The organism is Phenylobacterium sp. (genome assembly GCF_030651755.1).
In the GTDB taxonomy this organism is placed as follows: domain Bacteria; phylum Pseudomonadota; class Alphaproteobacteria; order Caulobacterales; family Caulobacteraceae; genus Phenylobacterium.
Window position 1 is genome coordinate 46,145 of sequence record NZ_JAUSBZ010000152.1, and the last position, 18,663, is coordinate 64,807.

Annotated in this window: 26 protein-coding genes; 18 read left to right on the forward strand and 8 right to left on the reverse strand. The window is 69.1% G+C overall.

Annotated features, from left to right (window positions below; translation table 11 throughout):
* Positions 1-121: 121 nt before the first annotated feature.
* On the forward strand, positions 122-757 hold the full coding sequence (locus tag Q7V15_RS14800) for a DUF1013 domain-containing protein (RefSeq protein WP_304756506.1): 636 nt from the start codon (positions 122-124) through the stop codon (positions 755-757).
* A gap of 118 nt (positions 758-875) precedes the next feature.
* On the opposite strand, the gene Q7V15_RS14805 is transcribed toward Q7V15_RS14800, so the two are convergent.
* Positions 876-1,049, reverse strand: coding sequence for a YdcH family protein (locus Q7V15_RS14805; RefSeq protein ID WP_304756507.1), 174 nt, complete (start codon positions 1,047-1,049; stop codon positions 876-878).
* 130 nt (positions 1,050-1,179) lie between these two features.
* Here Q7V15_RS14805 and Q7V15_RS14810 point away from each other — a divergent pair, with 130 nt between their 5' ends.
* From Q7V15_RS14810 to Q7V15_RS14820, 3 genes are read left to right on the forward strand one after another with little or no spacing between them, the layout of a single operon-like run.
* Positions 1,180-1,809, forward strand: a complete 630-nt coding sequence (locus tag Q7V15_RS14810) for a UbiX family flavin prenyltransferase (RefSeq protein ID WP_304756508.1) — start codon at positions 1,180-1,182, stop codon at positions 1,807-1,809.
* A 3-nt stretch (positions 1,810-1,812) separates the two neighbouring features.
* A complete protein-coding gene (locus tag Q7V15_RS14815) occupies positions 1,813-2,358 on the forward strand; it encodes a TIGR02444 family protein (protein WP_304756509.1) in 546 nt (181 codons plus the stop codon).
* Between the two features lie 37 nt (positions 2,359-2,395).
* Entirely contained in the window at positions 2,396-2,611 is a 216-nt protein-coding gene (locus Q7V15_RS14820) for a YdcH family protein (RefSeq protein WP_304756510.1), read from the forward strand.
* Between the two features lie 18 nt (positions 2,612-2,629).
* On the opposite strand, the gene Q7V15_RS14825 is transcribed toward Q7V15_RS14820, so the two are convergent.
* From Q7V15_RS14825 to acnA, 3 genes are all read right to left on the reverse strand, one after another.
* Complete coding sequence (locus Q7V15_RS14825) at positions 2,630-2,983, reverse strand: DUF2794 domain-containing protein (protein WP_304756511.1); 354 nt, start codon at positions 2,981-2,983, stop codon at positions 2,630-2,632.
* Positions 2,984-3,320: 337 nt separating this feature from the next.
* Positions 3,321-4,049, reverse strand: coding sequence for a thioredoxin family protein (locus Q7V15_RS14830; RefSeq protein ID WP_304756512.1), 729 nt, complete (start codon positions 4,047-4,049; stop codon positions 3,321-3,323).
* 162 nt (positions 4,050-4,211) lie between these two features.
* The gene (gene acnA, locus Q7V15_RS14835) at positions 4,212-6,902 is read right to left on the reverse strand and encodes an aconitate hydratase AcnA (RefSeq protein WP_304756513.1); all 2,691 of its coding nucleotides are present in this window, start codon (positions 6,900-6,902) and stop codon (positions 4,212-4,214) included.
* A gap of 211 nt (positions 6,903-7,113) precedes the next feature.
* Between acnA and ccmA the strand changes: the two genes are divergently transcribed.
* From ccmA to Q7V15_RS14870, 7 genes are all read left to right on the forward strand, one after another.
* Positions 7,114-7,713, forward strand: coding sequence for a heme ABC exporter ATP-binding protein CcmA (ccmA, locus tag Q7V15_RS14840; protein ID WP_304756514.1), 600 nt, complete (start codon positions 7,114-7,116; stop codon positions 7,711-7,713).
* Positions 7,710-8,375, forward strand: a complete 666-nt coding sequence (gene ccmB, locus Q7V15_RS14845) for a heme exporter protein CcmB (RefSeq protein ID WP_304756515.1) — start codon at positions 7,710-7,712, stop codon at positions 8,373-8,375. The genes ccmA and ccmB overlap by 4 nt, the downstream gene beginning before the upstream one ends.
* A 68-nt stretch (positions 8,376-8,443) precedes the next feature.
* Positions 8,444-8,962: a Spy/CpxP family protein refolding chaperone gene (locus tag Q7V15_RS14850; RefSeq protein ID WP_304756517.1), complete on the forward strand. Its 519-nt coding sequence runs from the start codon at positions 8,444-8,446 to the stop codon at positions 8,960-8,962.
* 231 nt (positions 8,963-9,193) lie between these two features.
* On the forward strand, positions 9,194-9,922 hold the full coding sequence (gene ccmC, locus Q7V15_RS14855; protein WP_304756519.1) for a heme ABC transporter permease CcmC: 729 nt from the start codon (positions 9,194-9,196) through the stop codon (positions 9,920-9,922).
* 11 nt (positions 9,923-9,933) lie between these two features.
* On the forward strand, positions 9,934-10,146 hold the full coding sequence (gene ccmD / locus Q7V15_RS14860) for a heme exporter protein CcmD (protein ID WP_304756521.1): 213 nt from the start codon (positions 9,934-9,936) through the stop codon (positions 10,144-10,146).
* Entirely contained in the window at positions 10,143-10,658 is a 516-nt protein-coding gene (locus Q7V15_RS14865) for a DsbE family thiol:disulfide interchange protein (RefSeq protein ID WP_304756523.1), read from the forward strand. The genes ccmD and Q7V15_RS14865 overlap by 4 nt, the downstream gene beginning before the upstream one ends.
* Before the next feature lie 295 nt (positions 10,659-10,953).
* Complete coding sequence (locus Q7V15_RS14870) at positions 10,954-11,244, forward strand: hypothetical protein (protein ID WP_304756524.1); 291 nt, start codon at positions 10,954-10,956, stop codon at positions 11,242-11,244.
* Here Q7V15_RS14870 and Q7V15_RS14875 read toward each other — a convergent pair.
* Complete coding sequence (locus Q7V15_RS14875; protein WP_370689823.1) at positions 11,241-11,648, reverse strand: DUF2244 domain-containing protein; 408 nt, start codon at positions 11,646-11,648, stop codon at positions 11,241-11,243. The two genes, Q7V15_RS14870 and Q7V15_RS14875, sit on opposite strands and share 4 nt — an antisense overlap.
* 131 nt (positions 11,649-11,779) lie before the next feature.
* Here Q7V15_RS14875 and nth point away from each other — a divergent pair, with 131 nt between their 5' ends.
* The gene (gene nth / locus Q7V15_RS14880) at positions 11,780-12,493 is read left to right on the forward strand and encodes an endonuclease III (protein ID WP_304756526.1); all 714 of its coding nucleotides are present in this window, start codon (positions 11,780-11,782) and stop codon (positions 12,491-12,493) included.
* Between the two features lie 161 nt (positions 12,494-12,654).
* Here nth and Q7V15_RS14885 read toward each other — a convergent pair whose 3' ends face one another.
* A complete protein-coding gene (locus Q7V15_RS14885) occupies positions 12,655-13,491 on the reverse strand; it encodes a peptidylprolyl isomerase (RefSeq protein WP_304756527.1) in 837 nt (278 codons plus the stop codon).
* Positions 13,488-14,021: a DUF6886 family protein gene (locus Q7V15_RS14890; RefSeq protein ID WP_304756529.1), complete on the reverse strand. Its 534-nt coding sequence runs from the start codon at positions 14,019-14,021 to the stop codon at positions 13,488-13,490. The genes Q7V15_RS14885 and Q7V15_RS14890 overlap by 4 nt, the downstream gene beginning before the upstream one ends.
* A gap of 190 nt (positions 14,022-14,211) precedes the next feature.
* Between Q7V15_RS14890 and Q7V15_RS14895 the strand changes: the two genes are divergently transcribed.
* Genes Q7V15_RS14895 through Q7V15_RS14920 form a run of 6 tightly spaced genes read left to right on the forward strand, consistent with a single transcriptional unit; the run spans position 14,212 to position 18,308 of the window.
* Positions 14,212-15,201, forward strand: coding sequence for an adenosine kinase (locus tag Q7V15_RS14895; RefSeq protein ID WP_304756531.1), 990 nt, complete (start codon positions 14,212-14,214; stop codon positions 15,199-15,201).
* A 5-nt stretch (positions 15,202-15,206) separates the two neighbouring features.
* Positions 15,207-15,797 (forward strand): imidazoleglycerol-phosphate dehydratase HisB, encoded by a 591-nt coding sequence (gene hisB / locus Q7V15_RS14900; protein WP_304756532.1) that lies wholly within the window; start codon positions 15,207-15,209, stop codon positions 15,795-15,797.
* Between the two features lie 27 nt (positions 15,798-15,824).
* Positions 15,825-16,469: an imidazole glycerol phosphate synthase subunit HisH gene (hisH, locus tag Q7V15_RS14905; RefSeq protein ID WP_304756533.1), complete on the forward strand. Its 645-nt coding sequence runs from the start codon at positions 15,825-15,827 to the stop codon at positions 16,467-16,469.
* The gene (gene hisA, locus Q7V15_RS14910) at positions 16,466-17,188 is read left to right on the forward strand and encodes a 1-(5-phosphoribosyl)-5-[(5-phosphoribosylamino)methylideneamino]imidazole-4-carboxamide isomerase (protein ID WP_304756535.1); all 723 of its coding nucleotides are present in this window, start codon (positions 16,466-16,468) and stop codon (positions 17,186-17,188) included. The genes hisH and hisA overlap by 4 nt, the downstream gene beginning before the upstream one ends.
* Complete coding sequence (gene hisF / locus Q7V15_RS14915; protein ID WP_304756537.1) at positions 17,188-17,988, forward strand: imidazole glycerol phosphate synthase subunit HisF; 801 nt, start codon at positions 17,188-17,190, stop codon at positions 17,986-17,988. Before hisA ends, hisF begins: the two co-directional genes overlap by 1 nt.
* On the forward strand, positions 17,985-18,308 hold the full coding sequence (locus Q7V15_RS14920) for a phosphoribosyl-ATP diphosphatase (protein ID WP_304756538.1): 324 nt from the start codon (positions 17,985-17,987) through the stop codon (positions 18,306-18,308). Before hisF ends, Q7V15_RS14920 begins: the two co-directional genes overlap by 4 nt.
* Before the next feature lie 4 nt (positions 18,309-18,312).
* Here the strand turns inward: Q7V15_RS14920 and Q7V15_RS14925 are convergent, their stop codons facing one another.
* Entirely contained in the window at positions 18,313-18,636 is a 324-nt protein-coding gene (locus Q7V15_RS14925; protein ID WP_304756539.1) for a polyhydroxyalkanoic acid system family protein, read from the reverse strand.
* Positions 18,637-18,663 lie beyond the last annotated feature (27 nt).

An 18,663-nucleotide genomic window follows, 5' to 3' on the forward strand; every position in this document is an offset into this window, starting at 1 on the left:
GTCTTCACGGTCTCGGGAAAGGAACCGGCCGGGCATTTCCTTTCCCGTAGAACGGGCCTATACGGAATATTGACAACCGCCCGGCCGAAAGGCCGGGCGCCGTCGTTTCTGGAGTACGGCCATGACCGACATTTTGATGCCCAAGGCGACCGCCGTCTGGCTGGTCGACAACACCTCTCTGACCTTCGATCAGATCGCCGACTTCTGCGGCCTGCACCCCCTTGAGGTGCGCGGCATCGCCGACGGCGAGGTGGCGCGCGACATCCGCGGCGCCGACCCGATCGGCAACGGGCAGCTGTCACGGGAAGAGCTGGACGCCGCGCAGGCGAGCCCCGCCTACCGGATGAAGGCCCAGAAGAGCCGCCACGCCGAGCTGCTCAAGCCGACCAAGAAATCGCCGCGCTATACGCCGGTGTCCCGTCGTCAGGACCGGCCCGACGCCATCGCCTGGTTCCTGCGCAACCACCCCGAAGTGCCGGATTCGCAGATCGCCCGCCTGCTGGGCACCACCAAGGCGACCATCGACCAGATCCGCAACCGCACCCACTGGAACTCGGCCAATATCAAGCCGGTGGACCCGGTGACCCTGGGCCTCTCGACCCAGATGGAGCTGGATGGCGTGGTCCGTAAGGCCGCCGACAAGAAGGCCAAGGACGACGCCAAGGCGGGAATCGTCGATCCCGACGGTCCGTCCCTGCTGCCGGCCTCAGAGACCGGCGCGGTGGAAGACGTCCCCGTGGCGGCCGAGGAAGACTAAAGACCCCAGAGCGTGATGCTCTAGATCCGAAGGTTGGAGCGCATTCCGCTCCAGGCTTTCAGGACCCCGAGAATGCGAGAGGCCCGCGCGATGCGCGGGCCTCTTTCAGTCTGGAGGATCAGTGGGCCTTGCGTTGCAAGGTCTGCATCTCTTCCTTCAGCTTAAGCTTTCGTCGCTTGAGTTCCTGAAGTCGGAGGTCGTCTCCCGCGGGGCTACGCACTTCGTCCTGGATCGCCTTATCCAAGGTCTGATGGCGAGATCCGAGTTCACGGATGCGGGCTTCAACGGCCATAGGTACGCCTCCTTCAAGGTTTTTCGACACGACACCTGATCACCCCTTCGCCGGGGTGTCAGATCAAATATGATTGCGCAGGGTTGAGTTCGGATTACGGCCGGATTTTTCAGCGCAGGGGTGAGACCGAATGCCGCAATCTGAGCCGTCCGTCCCGGGTCGTCCCCGACTGGTGATCGGCGTCGCCGGCGCCAGCGGCGTGGCCTATGGCCTGCGCGCCCTGGCCGCCTGCCGGGACCTGGGGGTGGAAAGCCATCTGGTCATGAGCCGGGCCGCGGCCCTCACCCTCGCCCAGGAGACCGATCTTTCGGTGGCCGAGGTCCAGGCCATGGCCGATGTGGCCTATCGCGCGGGCGACGTGGGCGCCGCCATCGCCTCGGGCTCGTTTCCCACCCTGGGCATGCTGATCGCCCCCTGTTCGGTGCGGACCATGAGCGAGGTGGCCACCGGCGTGACCTCCTCCCTGATGACCCGGGCCGCCGACGTGACCCTCAAGGAGCGCCGCCCCCTGGTGCTGATGGTGCGCGAGACTCCCCTGCACCTGGGGCATCTGCGAACCATGGTGAAGCTGGCGGAGATGGGGGCGGTGATCGCCCCGCCCCTGCCGGCCTTCTACGCCAAGCCGGTCAGCCTGGAGGAGATGGTCGACCAGTCGGTGGGCCGGGCGCTCGATCTGTTTGGCCTGTCCTGGGCCCGGGTGAAGCGATGGGGCCAGGACATGGCCATGCCCCCGGCCATGCCCCCGGCCATGGACGACTGAGCCATGGACCTCTGGTCCTGGGCCGTGGCCGCCTATGGCCGCCCTGGTGTTGCGCCGGCCGCCCTCGCCCTGCAGGACGAGCATGGGCAGTGCGTGCCCCTGCTGCTCTGGGGCGCGTTTGCAAGGCCGGCTGACCCTGACGTCATCGGTGAGGCTGTCAGCCTGGCAAGGACCTGGGAGCGCGCCGCCATCCTGCCCCTGCGCGCCGCCCGCCGGAACCTGAAGTCCCCCCTGCCGGGGGCCGATACCGGTCCGCGGGAGGCCCTGCGCGATCAGGTTAAGGCCGCCGAGCTGGCCGCCGAACGTCTGCTGCTGGCCGCCCTGGCGCCCCTGGGGCCAGGCGTGAGGGATGCGGGGCCGCCCCTGGCCGTCCTCCAGGCAATCGCCAAGGCCTGGGGTCCGACGTCACCGGGGGCGCCGGACGCCCTGAGCGCGGGCCTGACGCGCCTTTCGGCCGCCCTGTCTCACCCGCCGGATCCCGGCGATCCGGCGGCCGCGATCGGTGACGGATTGAGCGGTCCTTTACCCAGGGCTGGCAAAACAGGATGATGCAGCGACGGGGGAACAAGGCCATGGCGGGGGCGGCATGAACGATCTGGGACCCGATCCCGAGGCGCAGCTCCGTGAACGCCTGAGCGCCGCCCGGCAGGAACACGCCGATCTCGACATCGCCGTGCAGGCGATCAGCGCCATGCCCACCCCAAGCCTGGGGGTTCTGGGGCGCTTCAAGCGCCGGAAACTCGCCCTGAAGGACGAGATCGCCGCCCTGGAGGATCAGCTGACCCCGGACATCATCGCCTGAGGCCAGGGCTGCCGGCGGTCAGTCTATGACCTTGAACCGGCCCTTTTCGAAAAAGCGCAGCACCTGCTCCAGCTCGTGCCCACGGCGCAGGATCATGCCCCCCTGGCCGATCACCGCCCAGGCCCCCTGGCGCCGCGCCAGGGCCGGGCGCTTTTCGATGCGATAGAGGGGCGACTCCGCCGCGCGACGGAAGACCGAAAAGGCGCAGGCCTCGTTCCCGGGTTCGATGGAATAGTCCCGCCATTCGCCGGCGGCGACCATTCGACCATAGAGGTTGAGGAGCCGCTGGAATTCCTGGCGCTGAAAAAAGACGGGGCCGGCCCGGCGTCCGGCGGTCGCGTGGGAATCGTTGGCGGACGGATCAGTGGCCATCGCCGCAGAGCGTGACTCAATCCGCCGAAGAAATCGAGCCGTGATTGCGGCGGCCCCCGCGCCGCGAAATGACCTTATTTCGGTCCTGTCCCCGCCTGCTTAGACCCCGATAAATGCATTGTCGGTTGATCGGGACCTCGCGGTTCCGGACCCTGAACAGCCCCCCCAGCCCCCCTGGGACCCGGGACTCGGTCAGCCGGCGATCTACCCCATCCCCGATTGACGGCCTGCGCGGAGTAGCCCCCCTCCTCTGCGCGGGCCGTTTTCGTTGGGCGACGCAGGCGTGTCTTGGAGCCTGAGCCAAGGATCAGACGGTTCCGTCTGATCGCATCATGCTCTAGCGCGCGGCGGTCTGGGGGCGCGCCATCAGGGTGGTCTTGGCCTTGGCCGCCAGAATACGGCCGCCTTCCGGGGCCTGGACGATCAGCAGGGTCTCAAGACCCTCTTCGGTGGGCTCAGGCGCCGCATAGGCGGTGGGCCGGCCCCGCCACTGGCCCAGACGGACGATCTCACGGACCACATTGCGCTGCTCCAGGGTCTGACCCCGGTTCTCGCCCCGGCGCACGACCACCTGCCGCGGCTTGGGGTCATAGCGCACCAGCCAGACCTCGGCCCCGCCCCGGGGGGCCGGACCAGAGCCCACATCCACCCGGCGCGGGCCGATGAACTGGATGTCGGGCGCCGGTCCCTGGCTGCGGGCGGCGTCGTCCAGCAGGTCCTCGACCTTGTCCGGCTCGACCCCCGAGGCCTCGCTCGCCCCGTTGATGACCAGCTGGGGGGTGTAGGGTTCGCGCAGGGACAGGGGCGCCAGATAGGCCTTCTGCCGCTCGGCGAAGGCTGGCTGGGCGAAGGTGTCGGCCCAGCCCAGATAGTCCCAGTAGTCGACGGCGAAGGTCAGGGCCACCACACCGGGTCGCTCGGCCAGGCTGTTGACGAAGGTGTTGGCCTCAGCACAGGCCGCGCAGCCCTGGGCGGTATAGAACTCCACCACCACCGGCGGCTTGGCCGCGGCGGCGACGGCCGGGACCGTCAGGAGGCATAGGGCGGCGAGCAGGGCTCTGATCATGGTCGGGCAATTAAGCCGAGTTGCGGCGCCCGCGCGCCTCAACAAGGTGTGAGCAGAGGTCGACATTGGGTTCGACGTCTCAAAAAAAGCAGTCCCTCATAAAACGTCAAAAGGGGGCCGCGGCGACCGCGACCCCCCTTTTCGTTGTCAGGCGCGATGCGCTCAGGCGTCTTGCGAGGCCAGGTTGCGCAGCACGAAGTTCAGCACGCCGCCGTTCTTGAAATACTCAAGCTCGGTGGGGGTGTCGATCCGGCAGCGGACCGGGAAGCGGGCCACCCGGCCGTCGCCGGCGCGGTAGAGCTCGACGGTCAGCTGTTTGCGGGGCGACAGGTCCTGAAGACCGCGGATGGACACGATCTCCTCACCCGTAAGGGCCAGCTTCTGCCAGCCTTCCTGCAGGAACTGCAGGGGCAGGACGCCCATGCCCACCAGGTTGGACCGGTGGATACGCTCGAAGCTCTCGGCGATCACCGCACGCACGCCCAGGAGCTTGGTGCCCTTGGCCGCCCAGTCGCGGGAGGAGCCGGTGCCGTATTCCTTGCCGGCGAAGACCACCAGCGGGCGGCCCTCGGCCTGATAGCGCATGGCCGCGTCATAGATCGACATCACTTCGCCGGTGGGGAAGTGCTTGGTCACGCCGCCTTCGATGTCCGGGGTCAGCTTGTTGCGGATCCGGATGTTGGCGAAGGTGCCGCGCATCATGACCTCATGGTTCCCGCGGCGGGCGCCGTAGGAGTTGAAGTCGGTCTGCGGCACCTGGCGTTCGCGCAGGTATTCGCCCGCCGGGGAGGTCAGCTTGATGGAGCCAGCCGGGCTGATGTGGTCGGTGGTGATCGAGTCGCCGAACACGCCGAGGACGCGGGCCTCGATGATGTCGGTGATCGCCTCAGGCTCCATGCTCATGCCCTCGAAATAGGGCGGGTTCTGAACATAGGTGGAGCTGACGTCCCAGGCGTAGGTCTGGCCGCCGGCCACCTTGATGCCCTGCCAGGCCTTGTCGCCCTTGAAGACGTCGGCGTAGCGGGTGGCGAACATCTTGTCGGTGACGTGCTTGCGCTGAAGCGTGGCGATCTCTTCGTTGGTTGGCCAGATGTCCTTCAGATAGACCGGCTTGCCGTCCTTGCCTTCACCCAGGGGCTCGGTGGTCAGGTCGATCTGCATCGAACCGGCCAGGGCGTAGGCGACCACCAGGGGCGGCGAGGCCAGATAGTTGGCCCGCACGTCGGGGTTCACCCGGCCTTCAAAGTTGCGGTTGCCCGACAGGACCGAGCAGGCCACCAGGTCGCCCTGCTGGACGGCCTCGGAAATGGCTTCCGGCAGCGGCCCGGAATTGCCGATGCAGGTGGTGCAGCCATAGCCCACCAGGTTGAAGCCCAGCGCGTCCAGCGACTTGGTCAGGCCTGCGCTCTTCAGATAGTCGGTGACCACCTGCGAGCCGGGCGCCAGCGAGGTCTTCACCCACGGCTTGACCTTCAGGCCCTTTTCGATGGCCTTCTTGGCCACCAGACCCGCGGCGATCAGCACGCTGGGATTGGAGGTGTTGGTGCACGAGGTGATCGCGGCGATGACCACGTCGCCGTGGCCCACATCGAACTTCTCGCCGGCCACCGGCACGCGGACATCGATGGAGTCGGCCTTGGCGAAATCCTTGGCCAGGGCTTCCTTGAAGTCCGAGGCCGCGCTGGTCAGCAGCACCCGGTCCTGGGGACGCTTCGGGCCAGCCAGGGACGGCACGACGCTGGAGAGATCGAGCTCAAGGGTGTCGGTGAACACCGGGTCGGGCTCGTCGCCGTCACGCCACATGCCCTGGGCCTTGGCATAGGCTTCCACCAGGGCGACGCGGTCGGCGTCGCGGCCGGTGGCGGCCAGATAGTCGATGGTCGCCCGGGTGATCGGGAAGAAGCCGCAGGTGGCGCCGTATTCCGGGGCCATGTTGGCGATGGTGGCCTGGTCTTCCAGGGTCATCTTGGCCAGGCCCGGACCGAAGAACTCGACGAACTTGCCGACGACGCCCTTCTTGCGGAGCATCTGGGTGACGGTCAGCACCAGGTCGGTGGCGGTCGCGCCCTCGGGCATGGCGCCGGTCAGCTTGAAGCCGATGACCTCGGGGATCAGCATCGGGATCGGCTGGCCGAGCATGGCGGCCTCGGCCTCGATGCCGCCCACGCCCCAGCCCAGGACCGACAGGCCGTTGATCATGGTGGTGTGGGAGTCGGTGCCGACGACGGTGTCGGGATAGGCCAGGGTCGCCCCGTCCACATCATTGGTCCAGACGGTCTGGGCCAGATATTCCAGGTTCACCTGGTGGCAGATGCCGGTGCCGGGCGGCACCACGCGGAAGTTGTTGAAGGCCGAGGATCCCCAGCGCAGGAAGCGGTAGCGCTCGATATTGCGCTCATATTCCCGCTCGACGTTTTCGCCGAAAGCCTTGGCGGTGCCGAAATGATCGACCATCACCGAGTGGTCGATGACCAGGTCCACCGGGTTCAGCGGATTGATCTTTTCCGGGTTGGCGCCGAGCTTGGTCATGGCGTCGCGCATGGCGGCCAGGTCGACCACGGCGGGCACGCCTGTGAAGTCCTGCATCAGCACCCGGGCCGGGCGGAAGCTGATCTCGTGCTCCTTGGCGCCGCGGTTTTCCACCCAGGCGGCGATGGCCTTCAGATCGGCTTCGCCGACCGAAACCCCATCCTCGTTGCGCAGCAGGTTCTCCAGCAGAACCTTCATGGAAACGGGCAGGCTGGAAATTCCATTCAGACCGGCGTCTTCCGCGGCGGCCAGGCTGTAGTAGACGTAAGTCTTGTCGCCCACCGTCAATTCGCGGCGGGTCTTCAGGGTGTCGATCGACGCCATCCTAAAGGATCCTCTCTCTGTTCACGGCCGTTCATCTACCGCCCCCGGGATCGCGCGCTCAAAGAGGCGGACACACAGCGTCCGTCCCCGCGCCGCGTACGCCCCCTCGGGTGGCGACGGCCGCGGCTGTCATAGACCCGGCCGCGAGCCTCGTCCATGCGAGGCGTGAGGTCATTTTGCGGCCTCTTCTTTACTTTGCGGGGGGCCGCCCATGATCCCAGAGGTTTCGATTCAGTCCCTGGCCCTGTCCCGCGGGGGCCGCCAGTTGTTTTCGCGACTTATTCTCAAGTTAAGTCCGGGGGAAGCGATCGCCCTCATCGGGCGCAACGGCGCGGGAAAAACCAGTCTTTTGAGAGCTATAGCCGGCCTGATCAACCCCGATGAGGGGGAGATCGCCTTTGGCGGCGTCGAGCCCGCCGAGGCGCGGGAGGCCATTCATCTCCTTGGACATCTGGACGGCCTGAAGTCTTCGCGGACGGCCCGGGACGAACTGGCCTTCTGGACCGGTTTCGGCGGCGGCGCGCCCGCCGCCGTGGAGGCCGCCGCGGCCCGCCTGGAGCTGATCCCCCTGCTGGATCTGGAGGTGCGGCGCCTGTCGGCCGGGCAGAGGCGAAGGCTGGCCCTGGCCCGCCTGCTGGCCGCGCCCCGACCGCTCTGGCTGCTGGACGAGCCCTTGAGCCCCCTGGACGCCGAATGGCGCGGCCGGTTCGGAGAGATCATGGGCGAGCATCTGGCCACGGGCGGCATGATCCTGGCCGCGGTCCACGACCCCCTGCCGCTGGCGACCCGCACGGTGGAGGTCGGCCGATGAGCCGGGTTTCCACCCTGCTGGCCCGGGAGACGGCTCTGGCCTGGGGCAAGGGCGGCGGTCCCATGGTGGCCGTCGGCTTCTATGCCGGGGTCGCCACCCTGCTGCCCCTCGCCGTCGGGTCGGAGCCCGAGCGGCTGGCGGCCATCGCGCCCGGCGCGGCCTGGGTGGCCCTGGCGCTCGCCGCCCTGCTCTCCCTCGATCGCCTGTTCGAGCGGGACTATGAGGACGGATCCCTGGACCTGCTCACCCTGTCGCCGGTCCCGCTGGAGATCATCTGTGCGATCAAATGCCTGGCCCAGTGGCTGGCCACCGGCCTGCCCCTGGCGCTCGCCGCGCCCGTAGCGGCCATTGCGCTGGGCGCCTCGCCCCAGCTCAGCGGTCTGGTGGTGGCCTGCGCGCTGCTCGGCGGCCTGGCCTTTTCCTTCATGGGCGGGATTGGCGCGGCGCTGAGCCTCGGGGCGCGCCGGGGCGGCCTCTTGACCGCGGTGATCGTCCTGCCGCTGTTCGTGCCGCCGGTGATCTTCGGCGGCGGCGCCCTGGCCAGCCTGGAGGCCGGCCTGCCCTGGAGCGCGGGGTTCGCCCTGCTGGGCGCCTATGCCGCCGCCGCCGTGGCGCTCGGACCCCTGGCCATGGCCGCGGCCTGTCGCAACGCCCTGTCCTGAAAGAATCTGCGACGGAACGGCGGTCGGCCTGCGTGCAAGTCTTCAGAGGGGCACGACTGGAGACACACATGAAGACGATCAAGACCATTGCGCTCAGCGGCGCCATCGCCAGCCTGGCCTTCGCCACCGCCGCCTACGCCCAGCAACCACCGGCGCCCGGCCAGGGCCAGCGCCCCGGCATGGAGGCCCGCGAACGCCCCAGCCCGGAACAGATGCGCACCCACATGGCCGAGCGCCTGCGCACCACCCTGCAGCTGACCAGCCAGCAGGAGGCCGCCCTCAACACCTATGTCGGCGCCATCGCTCCGCAGCCGGGCGCCTGGGACCGCCGCGGCGATCGCAGCGCCATGCGCGACATGACCACGCCCCAGCGCCTGGACGCCATGGCCGCCCAGATGGCCCAGCGCCAGCAGGCCTTCGCCACCCGGGCTGAGGCCACCAAGCGCTTCTACGCCCAGCTGACGCCGACCCAGCAAAAGGCCTTCGACGCCCTGCGCCCGGCCGGCCGCGGCATGGGTATGGGCATGGGCGGCAAGTCCATGGGCGGCCCCGGCGGCCATCGCGGCATGGGCCACAGCGGCCGTTAAGCGTCCGAAAAGTGAGGGACACGAAGGACACGAAGACAGCCAAGCGCACAAAGATGCCTGCGGCATGGTCTTCGTGTTCTTCGCGCCCCTTTGTGTCCCCCCTTTGTGTCCTTTGTGTCGCCCCTTGATGTCGCCTGCGGCGGACGAGACCTCGCCGCATTCAGACGCTGACCCCCCCGCGACGGAGCGGCGCCTTGCGGGGGCGCGGCGCAAAGGGCTAATTGCGCGGCCATGATCCCCGCCCCGGCCTTCCTGTCCAATCCCGAACGGTTCATGGCCTTTTCCCGCTGGGCCGCGCCCCTGTTCGGCGCCATCGCCGTGGTCCTGGCCATCGCCGGCCTGTGGCTCGCCTTCGCCGCGCCGGAGGATTATCAGCAGGGCGATACGGTGCGGATCATGTTCATCCATGTGCCGGCGGCCTGGATGAGCATGTTCGTCTATGCCTGCTTAGGCGTCGCGAGCTTCCTGTCGCTGGTCTTCCGCCATGCCCTGGCCGACGCCGCCGCCCAGGCCGCAGCCCCGCTGGGCGCCGCCTTCACGGCGCTCGCCCTGATCACCGGCTCCCTCTGGGGCCGGCCCATGTGGGGCGCCTGGTGGGTGTGGGACGCCCGCATGACCTCGGTCCTGGTGCTGTTCCTGTTCTACGTCGCCTACATGGCCCTGCGCGCCGCCCTGGATGATGAGGCCAAGGCCGCCCGGGCCGGCGCGATCCTGGCCCTGGTGGGGGTGGTCAACCTGCCCATCGTCAAGTTCTCCGTCGACTGGTGGAACAGCCTGCACCAGGGCGCCTCGGTGTTCCGCGCCGATGGTCCCACCGTGGCCGACGTCTTCCTCTACCCCCTGCTGCTGATGGCGCTGGCCTATATGTCGGCCTTCGGGTCGCTCTGGCTGGTCCGCATCCGCGGCGAGGTCTGGCGCCGCCGGGCCGAGGCGCTGGCGCTGCGCGCAGCGAGGGCCTGAGGATGTTCGGCATGCTTGATCTCGACGCCAGCCCCTATGGCGCCTTCGTGTGGCCGGCCTTCGCCATCACCGCGCTGGTCTTTATCGGCATGATCGCCGGCGCCCTGGCCCATGCCCGCCACTGGCGCGCCCGCACCGAGGCCCTGCGCCAGACCGCCGAGGCCGCCGAGGCCGCCCGGCGCGGCGGCCCGGCCCCAGATCTTGGCAAGGATCCTGCCCCATGAACCGCTGGCTGGCGCTGGCCCCCCTGGCGGTGCTCGTGGCGCTCGCCCTGTTGTTTGGCCTCTATTCCCTGAACCGCGACCCTCAGGTCCAGCCCCAGGCCATGGTCGGCAAGCCGGTCCCGGCGCTCAGCCTGCCCCATCTGGAGAGCGGCCGCCCGACGGCCATCACAGAGGCTCTGAACGGCCAGCCGGCCCTGATCAACTTCTTCGCCTCCTGGTGCCCGCCCTGCGAGGTGGAGCATCCGGTGCTGGTGGAGCTGGCCGCCCGGGGCGTGCCGATCATCGGCGTGGCCTATAAGGACGCCCCCCCCAACACCGAGGCCTTCCTTGCCCGCCTCGGCGACCCCTTCACCATCCACCTGGTGGACCGCGACGGCCGCGCCGGCGTCGAGTTCGGCGTCACCGGCGTCCCCGAGACCTATCTGGTCGGCGCCGACGGGACGATCCTCGCCAAGCACGCGGGGCCGTTGAGCGCAGAAGATGCGGCGGCGCTGTGGGGGCGGCGGGAGTAGCGCCCCCTTCATCCCCGCCCTGTTCGACCTGGCCGTGGAGGCGGTGTTCGAAAATCCCCACCGGGCGTGACGGACGACCTCCGCCGAAGGCGGGGGAAGAAGAACCACAAAGATCACAAAGGGGGCGCGGCGCCTTCGTGCGCTTTGTGGGCTTCGTGGTTGATCGTCTGCGCGCTACGCGCGAGGTCGCCGAGGCGCCCAAGAGACCCCTGGCCTTCAGACACCGTTAACCATAAATTCAGTGGGGACCGGCCATTTTGGCCCTGATTTACCGCTCCAGACCCCGGTTTTCGCTGTGACCGCGATTCGACCTCCTTTTCCGAACGCCCTGCCGACGGCCCCGCAAGGGGTCGCGCCGCAGCCGCGCAGCGCCGCCCAGAAGGCCTTTTTCGAGGCCGCCCTGGGCCGGGCGGCGCCGGACGCCGCGCCTGTTGCGTCCCGGGTCCCGACCCGGGCCGCGGCGCCGGCCGCTGACATCCAGGTGCGCGCCACGCCGGTGCGCGAGGTTCCCCTGCAGGTCCGCGCCACCGATGAGCCGCCGAAGAAGATTCTGCGGCCAGGCTCCCTGCTGGATATTCGAGTCTAGAACCGGCCCGAGCGGGCCTTCCAGATGGCGGTTTCCAGGGCGCGGGCGAAATCGGCCTGTTCGCCGGGCGACAGGGCCGCGGCCACCTGGGCGAACTTTCCCGAGAGCCTCAGTCGGACGCCCACGGTGCGGTCGTCCTCCACCTCCACATCGACCCGGGTGAAGGCCGTGGGCGAGGTCCAGACCAGGGCCTGGGCCTGGGGGGTCTGGCGCAGGACGCGGACCTCGTGGGCGGTGACCTGCACCCGCTCCACCTGCTTGGCGGCGTGGAAACTGACCAGGAAGGCGAGCGCGATGGCGCCCACATCCAGCGCCAGGAAGATCGGCACCAGGGTCGCCCCCATGGACATGAAGACCAGGGCCGAGACGCAGTTCAGGGCTGTGATCGCGGATATAAGGATCACGAACCCTCGCTGCGACAGCGAGCGGTTGGGGGAGATGACCGCGTCCATGTAATAGGGGCCGTCCATCGTGACCGGGATATTAGCGACGCCAGCGGGCTTGGCGAGGGGCTTTGCGCAGGGCATCAAGCCCCATGGCCGCGCCTCCCCGATCCCCCGCTGCGAAACCCCGCAAGACCCCGGCGAAGGCGCCCGTCCGCCGGCGCCTGCCGCCGGCCGAGCAGGCGCGCATCGCCACCCTGTTCGAGCGGTTCGAGGCTGCGGAGTCCGACCCGCGCACCGAACTCAACTATGACAGCCCCTATACATTGGTGACCGCGGTCGCCCTGTCGGCCCAGGCCACAGATGTGTCGGTCAACAAGGCCACCGCCCGGCTGTTTGCGGTGGCCGACACCCCGGAGAAGATGCTGGCCCTGGGGGAGGAGGGCCTGATCCCCCTGATCGCCTCCATCGGCCTCTTCCGCACCAAGGCCAGGAACGTCATCGCCGCGGCCCGCATCCTGATCGAACAGCACGGGGGCGAGGTGCCCCTGGAGCGGGCGGCCCTGCAGGCCCTGCCCGGGGTGGGCCGCAAGACCGCCAGCGTGGTGCTGAACGAACTGCGGGTCGAGCCGGCCATCGCCGTGGACACCCACGTCTTCCGCGTCGCCCACCGGCTGAAGCTCGCCTTCGGCAAGACCCCCGACCAGGTGGAGGCCGAGCTGATGGCGGTGATCCCCCAGCCCTATCTGGTGCGGGCCCACCACTGGCTGATCCTGCACGGCCGCTATGTCTGCGTGGCCCGCAGGCCCAAGTGCGAGGAATGCCCCGTCGCCGACCTCTGTCCGTCCCGGGCGCTGTTCTCCTAGACGCGCAGCGCTAGAAAAAGAGGGGACACGAAGAACACGAAGACAGCCAAGGACACGGAGGGATCTGCGGCCTCGCCTTTGTGTCCTTCGCGCCATCTTCGTGTCCTTTGTGTCCCCAATTTGCAGCGCCTGCGGCGCTCAAGGCGGTGGGGCCAGCGCCCCTAGCGTGACGCCTCCCGTGCCGGGATTTCCACATCGCAGAGGGTGAAGTCGGCGCCTTTTTCGGCGCGCTGGGCCGCCACCTTGGCCTGGAAGAGCGCGCCGGCCGGGTCAGCCACCTCGATCCGCGGGCGCTCGGCGTCCGGCAGGTCGGCGGCGAGCGCCACGCGGACCATGCGGTCGGGGGTTTCCGGCGGCTCGCCTGCGGCCAGGGCCTGGGCCACATCGAAGCCCGCGATCACCCGGCCAAAGGGCGTGTAGTCCCGGTCGAGCCGGCGGGCTGAGTCCAGCATGACGAAGATCTCGCTGTTGGCGGTGCCGGGGTCGGCCTGGCGGCCCATGCCGAACACGCCGGCGCAATAGGCGCCCCAGGCCAGCACCCGGCCGTTGCGGGCCCGGGCTTCCTCGCCGGCCGAGACGGCGCTGATCGGCAGGGAGCCCAGAAAGCCTGTGCGCCCGTCGCTGGCCTCGGTGACAAAGGCGACCTCACGCGCCATCTCCGGGGTCAGGCGGAAGGTGAATTCCGGCGCCAGATCAGGATGGTCGGAGCCTCCCCCATCCTGGTTGTTGGGGTTACCCGTCTGGGCCACGAAGCCGGGGATCACCCGGTGAACCTCCAGGCCGTCATAGACGCCTTCCCGGGCCAGCAGCTTGATCCGCGCCACCGCCTGGGGGGCGACCTGGGGCGCCAGCTCCACCACCATGCGACCCTTGGTGGTGTCGATCACCAGGGTTTGCGCCGGATCAGGGCTGCGCCAGTCGGCGGCGAGCGCCCAGACCGGGGTGAGCAGGGCGGGGGCGAGCCCGGCGGCGAGGCCGGCGATGATCAGGGTCTTCATGTCCAGTCCTTGGCGTGGCGCAGGCGGATGCCGCTGGCGTGCAGGGTGGTGTCCCAGACCGGGCGCAGGTGGGTCAGGGTCTCGGTGAGGCGAAGCTCGACCCCGGCCGCGCACAGGGCGCCGGGCAGGTCGGTGAGGGTTTCGCGCGACAGCGGCTTCACGCTCTGCCGGGCCACCCACATGCCGGCGTCCTCCAGGCTCTCGAAGGGCGCGCGCGGCAGGGCGTAGCGATGCAGGGTCGCGGCCCGCAGGGCCTCCAGCCAGTCCCACTCCACATAGGCGATGGCGTGGGCCGGGCTTTGCCCAAACCAGGCGGCGCGGTCGGCCGCGGTAGTGTCGGCCTTGGGAAACAGCAGGATGCGCGGGCAGTCCCGGGGAAACAGGTACAGGGCCTGCCAGGCGGCCTCGATGGCCCAGACCAGGGGACCGTTCAGCCAGTCGCGCCCCGGACCGCGCGCCGACGGGACGCGGACAGGGCGGGGTTTGAAAACCGCAATGCCCGGATCATCGCTGAAGTGGTAGAGCTGCATGGCGGCGCGATAGCGCCCGATCGGGACGGACCGCGCAAGACCCGCCGCGCAGGGGAGGGCGCCGATGTCTTTGGCCGGGGCTGCGGGGCTGCTTCACATTGCCCCGACTGTGCTTTCCCTGTAATCGGCGCCCGTTCCCTGATCATCGCCCCTGATCATCGGCGCCCAACGGAAGAGAAACCCTCCCGCCATGACCGAGCTTTACGACGTCGCCGCCATCGGCAACGCCATCGTCGATGTGATCGCCCCGGCGGGCGAGGACTTCCTCACGCGGGAAGGCCTGTCCAAGGGCGCGATGATGCTGGTCGACGAGGCTCAAGGGATCGACCTCTACAGCCGCATGGCGCCGGGTGTGGAGACCTCCGGGGGCTCGGCCGGCAATACGGTGGCCGGGGTGGCCAGCTTCGGCGGCCGCGCGGCCTATCTGGGCAAGGTGGCCAAGGACCAGCTGGGCGACGTCTTCACCCATGACATGCGCGCCCAAGGGGTCCGGTTTGATGTGGCGCCGCTCGCCGCCGGCCCGGCCACGGCCCGCTGCCTGATCAATGTGACGCCGGACGGCCAGCGCACCATGTGCACCTATCTGGGCGCCTCCACCGAACTGACCGCCGACGATGTGGACCCGGCCATCGTCGAGGCGGCCAAGATCGTCTATCTGGAAGGCTATCTGTTCGACCCCTACGAGGCCCGCCGGGCCTTCGCCAAGGCTGCGGGCCTGGCCAGGGCCAATGGCCGACAGATCGCGCTGACCCTGTCGGACGCCTTTGTCGTCGAGCGTCATCGCGGCGCCCTGATGGAGTTCATCGAAACCCAGGTGGACATCGTCTTCGCCAATGAGGCCGAGGTCTGCGCCCTGTTTGAGACCACCGACTTCTACGCCGCCGTCGACGCCCTGGCTTCGCGCACCGCCGTCGCCGCGGTGACCCGCAGCGAACAGGGCTCGGTCATCGCCGCCGGCGAGGCCCGCCACGAGATCTGGGCTGCGGCCGTGGACCAGGTGATCGACACCACCGGCGCCGGCGACCAGTATGCCGCGGGCTTCTTATATGGATTGGCGAACGACCGCTCGCTTCCGGTCTGCGGCCAGCTCGGCGCCCTGGCGGCGGCGGAGGTCATTTCCCATTACGGCCCGCGGCCGCAGGTCTCGCTGAAGGCCCTGGCCGCTTCGAGAGGACTTTGAAGACCATGGCGCGCACGGCCGAGGTGGTTCGCAACACGAAGGAAACCCAGATCACCATCAGCGTCGATCTGGACGGGACCGGCGTGTCCGACGTCGAGACCGGCGTCGGCTTCTTCGACCACATGCTCGACGCCTTCGCCCGCCACGGCGGGATCGACCTGAAGGTCCGCACCAAGGGCGACCTGCACATCGACGCCCATCACACGGTGGAAGACACCGGCATTGTGCTGGGTCAGGCGATCCACAGGGCGCTGGACGGGTTCAAGGGCATCCGCCGGTTCGGCCATGCCTATATCCCCATGGACGAGACCCTGACGCGCTGCGCCATCGACCTGTCCAACCGGCCCTATCTGATCTGGAAGACCGCCTTCCGCACGCCGAAGATCGGCGAGATGGACACCGAGCTGTTCAAGGAGTTCCACCACGCCTTCGCCATGAATTGCGGCGCCTGCGTGCACCTGGAGACCCTGTACGGGGACAACAGCCACCATATCGCCGAGAGCGGGTTCAAGGCCTTGGCCCGGGCCCTGCGCACGGCCATTGAGATCGACCCCAAGACGGGCGGCCAGGCCCCCTCCACAAAGGGCGTGCTCTAGGCGCGCCCAAGGGTCTAAGGAACCGCTATGCAGACCGTCGCCCTGATCGACTACGGGTCGGGCAATCTCCGTTCGGCGCAGAACGCCCTTGTGAAGGCCGCCGGCTCAGCGCCCGGGGCTGCGGAGATTCACGTCACCTCTGATCCCGAAACGGTGGCCGCCGCCGATCGCATCGTCCTGCCGGGCGTCGGCGCCTTCGCCGCCTGCCGCGGGGCGCTGATGGCCAGGCCTGGCCTTGTCGAAGCGATCACCGAAGCGGTGCAGACCCGCGGCGTCCCCTTCCTGGGGGTCTGCGTCGGCATGCAGCTGCTGGCCAGCCGCGGCCTGGAGTTCGGCGAGACCCCCGGTCTCGACTGGATTCCCGGCGAGGTTCGCCGGCTCACGCCCGCCAGCCCCGCCTGCAAGGTGCCGCACATGGGCTGGAACAGCCTGGACGACATCAGCCCGGCCGGTCGCGCCCTCGGCCTCGTCGCCGACGGCGCCATGTATTTCACCCACTCCTTCGCCTTCCACGCGGCCGACCCCGCCGATGTGGCCGCCTTCACCGATCACGGGGGCCGGTTCGCCGCCGCCGTGGCGCGGGGCAATGTGGCGGGAGTTCAATTCCACCCGGAGAAGTCGCAGTCTGCCGGGCTTTCTCTCCTCGCGCGCTTTCTGGAGTGGCGACCTTGATCCTCTATCCGGCCATCGACCTGAAGGACGGCCAGTGCGTGCGCGTGCTGCACGGCGTCCTCGACACCGCCACGGTGTTCAACACCTCGCCCGCCGACCAGGCCCGGCAATGGGCCAATGCCGGCTTCCCGTGGATTCACGTGGTCGACCTGAACGGCGCCGTGGAGGGCAAGGCGGTCAACGCCGCCGCCGTCCAGGCCATCCTGGAGGCGGTCTCGGTGCCGGTGCAGCTGGGCGGCGGCATCCGCAGCCTGGCCGATATCGAGGGCTGGATCGAGGCCGGCGTCAGCCGGGTGATCCTCGGCACCCTGGCCGTGCGTGAGCCGCAGGTGGTGGTGGAAGCCGCCCGGCTTTGGCCCGAGCAGATCGCCGTCAGCGTCGATGTCCGGGGCGGCAAGGTGGCCGTCCAGGGCTGGACCGAGGATTCCGATCTCGACGCCGTCACCGTGGCCAAGCGTTTCGAGGACGCCGGGGTCAGCGCCCTGATCATCACCGACATCGACCGTGATGGCGCGCTCACCGGCTTCAATGTGGATGTGTTCGGGGCCATGGCCGATGCGGTGGACATTCCCGTGATCGCCGCCGGCGGCCTGGCCAGCGTCGAGGACATTCATCGCCTGCGCGCCCGCAAGGGCCGGCCGATCGCCGGGGCCGTCCTGGGCCGGGCCCTCTATACCGGCGCCATCAAGGCGCCCGAAGCCATCAAGGCCGCAGCCTGATGCTGAACCTGCGCGTCATCCCCTGCCTGGACGTCAAGGACGGCCGCGTGGTCAAGGGCGTGCAGTTCCTGTCCCTGCGCGACGCCGGCGATCCGGTGGAGCAGGCCAGCGCCTATGACGCGGCCGGCGCCGACGAGCTGATGTTCCTCGACATCACCGCCAGCCATGAGGGCCGCGGCGCCATCCTCGACGTCATCGCCCGCACCGCCGATGTCTGCTTCATGCCGCTCAGCGTCGGCGGCGGCATCCGCGCCGTGGAGGATGCGCGCCGCCTGCTGCTGGCCGGGGCCGACAAGATATCGGTGAACACCGCGGCGGTGGAAAACCCCGACCTGATCAGCGCCTGCGCCGACGCCTTCGGCTCCCAGGCCGTGGTCGCGGCCATCGACGCCAAACGGACCGAGGACGGCGCCTGGCGGGTGTTCATCTATGGGGGCCGCAAGGACACCGGCCTGGACGTCATCGACTATGCCCGCCTGGCCGTGGAGAAGGGGGCCGGCGAGATCCTGCTGACCTCCATGGACCGGGACGGCGCCAAGTCCGGCTATGACATCGAACTTCTGCGCGCCATCACCTCGGCGGTCAGCGTGCCGGTGATCGCCTCGGGCGGCGCCGGCTCGGCCGCCCACATGGTCGAGGCCGCGACCCAGGGCGGCGCGGATGCGGTTCTGGCCGCCTCCATCTTCCATTTCGGCGAGGTCTCCATCGGCGAGGTCAAGCAGGCCATGGTGGCGGCGGGTCTGCCGGCCCGCCTGACCGGGTCGGAGATGCGCCGCGACGCCGCGGCGGCCTTCTCATGAGCCGGCTGGCCGAGGTGCTCACCCGTCTTTCGGCTGTGATCGAGAGCCGCAAGGGCGGCGATGCCGCCGCCTCCTACACCGCCCGGCTGCTCGCTGAGCCCGCCCTGGCCGCCAAGAAGCTGGGGGAAGAGGCCGTCGAGACGGTGATCGCCGCCGTCCAGGGCGACGCTGACGCGCTGGCCGCCGAGAGCGCGGACCTGCTCTATCACTGGCTGGTGGTGATGGCCGCCTCAGGGGTGTCCCTGGATGAGGTGGCCGCCAGGCTGGAGGCCCGGGAGGGCGTGTCCGGCCATGACGAGAAGGCCAGCCGCAAGGGCTAGAGCATTAGGGCTTGGGGGGCGGCGGCTTGTTCTCCAGCAGCAGCTGACCCTGGGTCTGCACCCGGCCCTTGATCTTGCCGGCCAGCATGGCCAGCACATTGGGCAGCTTGATCTCCATCCGCACGGCGTCGGACAGGACGTCCAGATGGCCGCTGATGGTCTGGCCCAGCACAGTGGCGGAGAAGGCCATCCGATCGCCGGTCCACTGGCGGGTGACCTTGGCGCCCTCGCCGACCTGGCCAAGAATCTTCTCGAACCCCTCTTCCAGCCGGCGGCGCGCCTCGGCGGCGCCCAGGGTGTGGGGTATGTCGATGGTGACAGGCTTCATGGGCGGACCTCCCTTAACCTGATCAGT

Bases quoted from the DNA above. Each gene is read 5' to 3' on its own strand.
- Q7V15_RS14800 (WP_304756506.1), top strand. From the start codon at position 122: ATGACCGACATTTTGATGCCCAAGGCGACCGCCGTCTGGCTGGTCGAC.
- Q7V15_RS14825 (WP_304756511.1), bottom strand. From the start codon at position 2,983: ATGGCCACTGATCCGTCCGCCAACGATTCCCACGCGACCGCCGGACGC.
- Q7V15_RS14810 (WP_304756508.1), top strand. From the start codon at position 1,180: ATGCCGCAATCTGAGCCGTCCGTCCCGGGTCGTCCCCGACTGGTGATC.
- acnA (WP_304756513.1), bottom strand. From the start codon at position 6,902: ATGGCGTCGATCGACACCCTGAAGACCCGCCGCGAATTGACGGTGGGC.
- ccmA (WP_304756514.1), top strand. From the start codon at position 7,114: ATGATCCCAGAGGTTTCGATTCAGTCCCTGGCCCTGTCCCGCGGGGGC.
- Q7V15_RS14815 (WP_304756509.1), top strand. From the start codon at position 1,813: ATGGACCTCTGGTCCTGGGCCGTGGCCGCCTATGGCCGCCCTGGTGTT.
- Q7V15_RS14865 (WP_304756523.1), top strand. From the start codon at position 10,143: ATGAACCGCTGGCTGGCGCTGGCCCCCCTGGCGGTGCTCGTGGCGCTC.
- Q7V15_RS14890 (WP_304756529.1), bottom strand. From the start codon at position 14,021: ATGCAGCTCTACCACTTCAGCGATGATCCGGGCATTGCGGTTTTCAAA.
- Q7V15_RS14895 (WP_304756531.1), top strand. From the start codon at position 14,212: ATGACCGAGCTTTACGACGTCGCCGCCATCGGCAACGCCATCGTCGAT.
- Q7V15_RS14820 (WP_304756510.1), top strand. From the start codon at position 2,396: ATGAACGATCTGGGACCCGATCCCGAGGCGCAGCTCCGTGAACGCCTG.
- hisH (WP_304756533.1), top strand. From the start codon at position 15,825: ATGCAGACCGTCGCCCTGATCGACTACGGGTCGGGCAATCTCCGTTCG.
- Q7V15_RS14830 (WP_304756512.1), bottom strand. From the start codon at position 4,049: ATGATCAGAGCCCTGCTCGCCGCCCTATGCCTCCTGACGGTCCCGGCC.
- Q7V15_RS14925 (WP_304756539.1), bottom strand. From the start codon at position 18,636: ATGAAGCCTGTCACCATCGACATACCCCACACCCTGGGCGCCGCCGAG.
- nth (WP_304756526.1), top strand. From the start codon at position 11,780: ATGGCCGCGCCTCCCCGATCCCCCGCTGCGAAACCCCGCAAGACCCCG.
- hisB (WP_304756532.1), top strand. From the start codon at position 15,207: ATGGCGCGCACGGCCGAGGTGGTTCGCAACACGAAGGAAACCCAGATC.
- ccmC (WP_304756519.1), top strand. From the start codon at position 9,194: ATGATCCCCGCCCCGGCCTTCCTGTCCAATCCCGAACGGTTCATGGCC.
- ccmD (WP_304756521.1), top strand. From the start codon at position 9,934: ATGCTTGATCTCGACGCCAGCCCCTATGGCGCCTTCGTGTGGCCGGCC.
- hisF (WP_304756537.1), top strand. From the start codon at position 17,188: ATGCTGAACCTGCGCGTCATCCCCTGCCTGGACGTCAAGGACGGCCGC.
- Q7V15_RS14850 (WP_304756517.1), top strand. From the start codon at position 8,444: ATGAAGACGATCAAGACCATTGCGCTCAGCGGCGCCATCGCCAGCCTG.
- ccmB (WP_304756515.1), top strand. From the start codon at position 7,710: ATGAGCCGGGTTTCCACCCTGCTGGCCCGGGAGACGGCTCTGGCCTGG.
- Q7V15_RS14805 (WP_304756507.1), bottom strand. From the start codon at position 1,049: ATGGCCGTTGAAGCCCGCATCCGTGAACTCGGATCTCGCCATCAGACC.
- Q7V15_RS14920 (WP_304756538.1), top strand. From the start codon at position 17,985: ATGAGCCGGCTGGCCGAGGTGCTCACCCGTCTTTCGGCTGTGATCGAG.
- Q7V15_RS14885 (WP_304756527.1), bottom strand. From the start codon at position 13,491: ATGAAGACCCTGATCATCGCCGGCCTCGCCGCCGGGCTCGCCCCCGCC.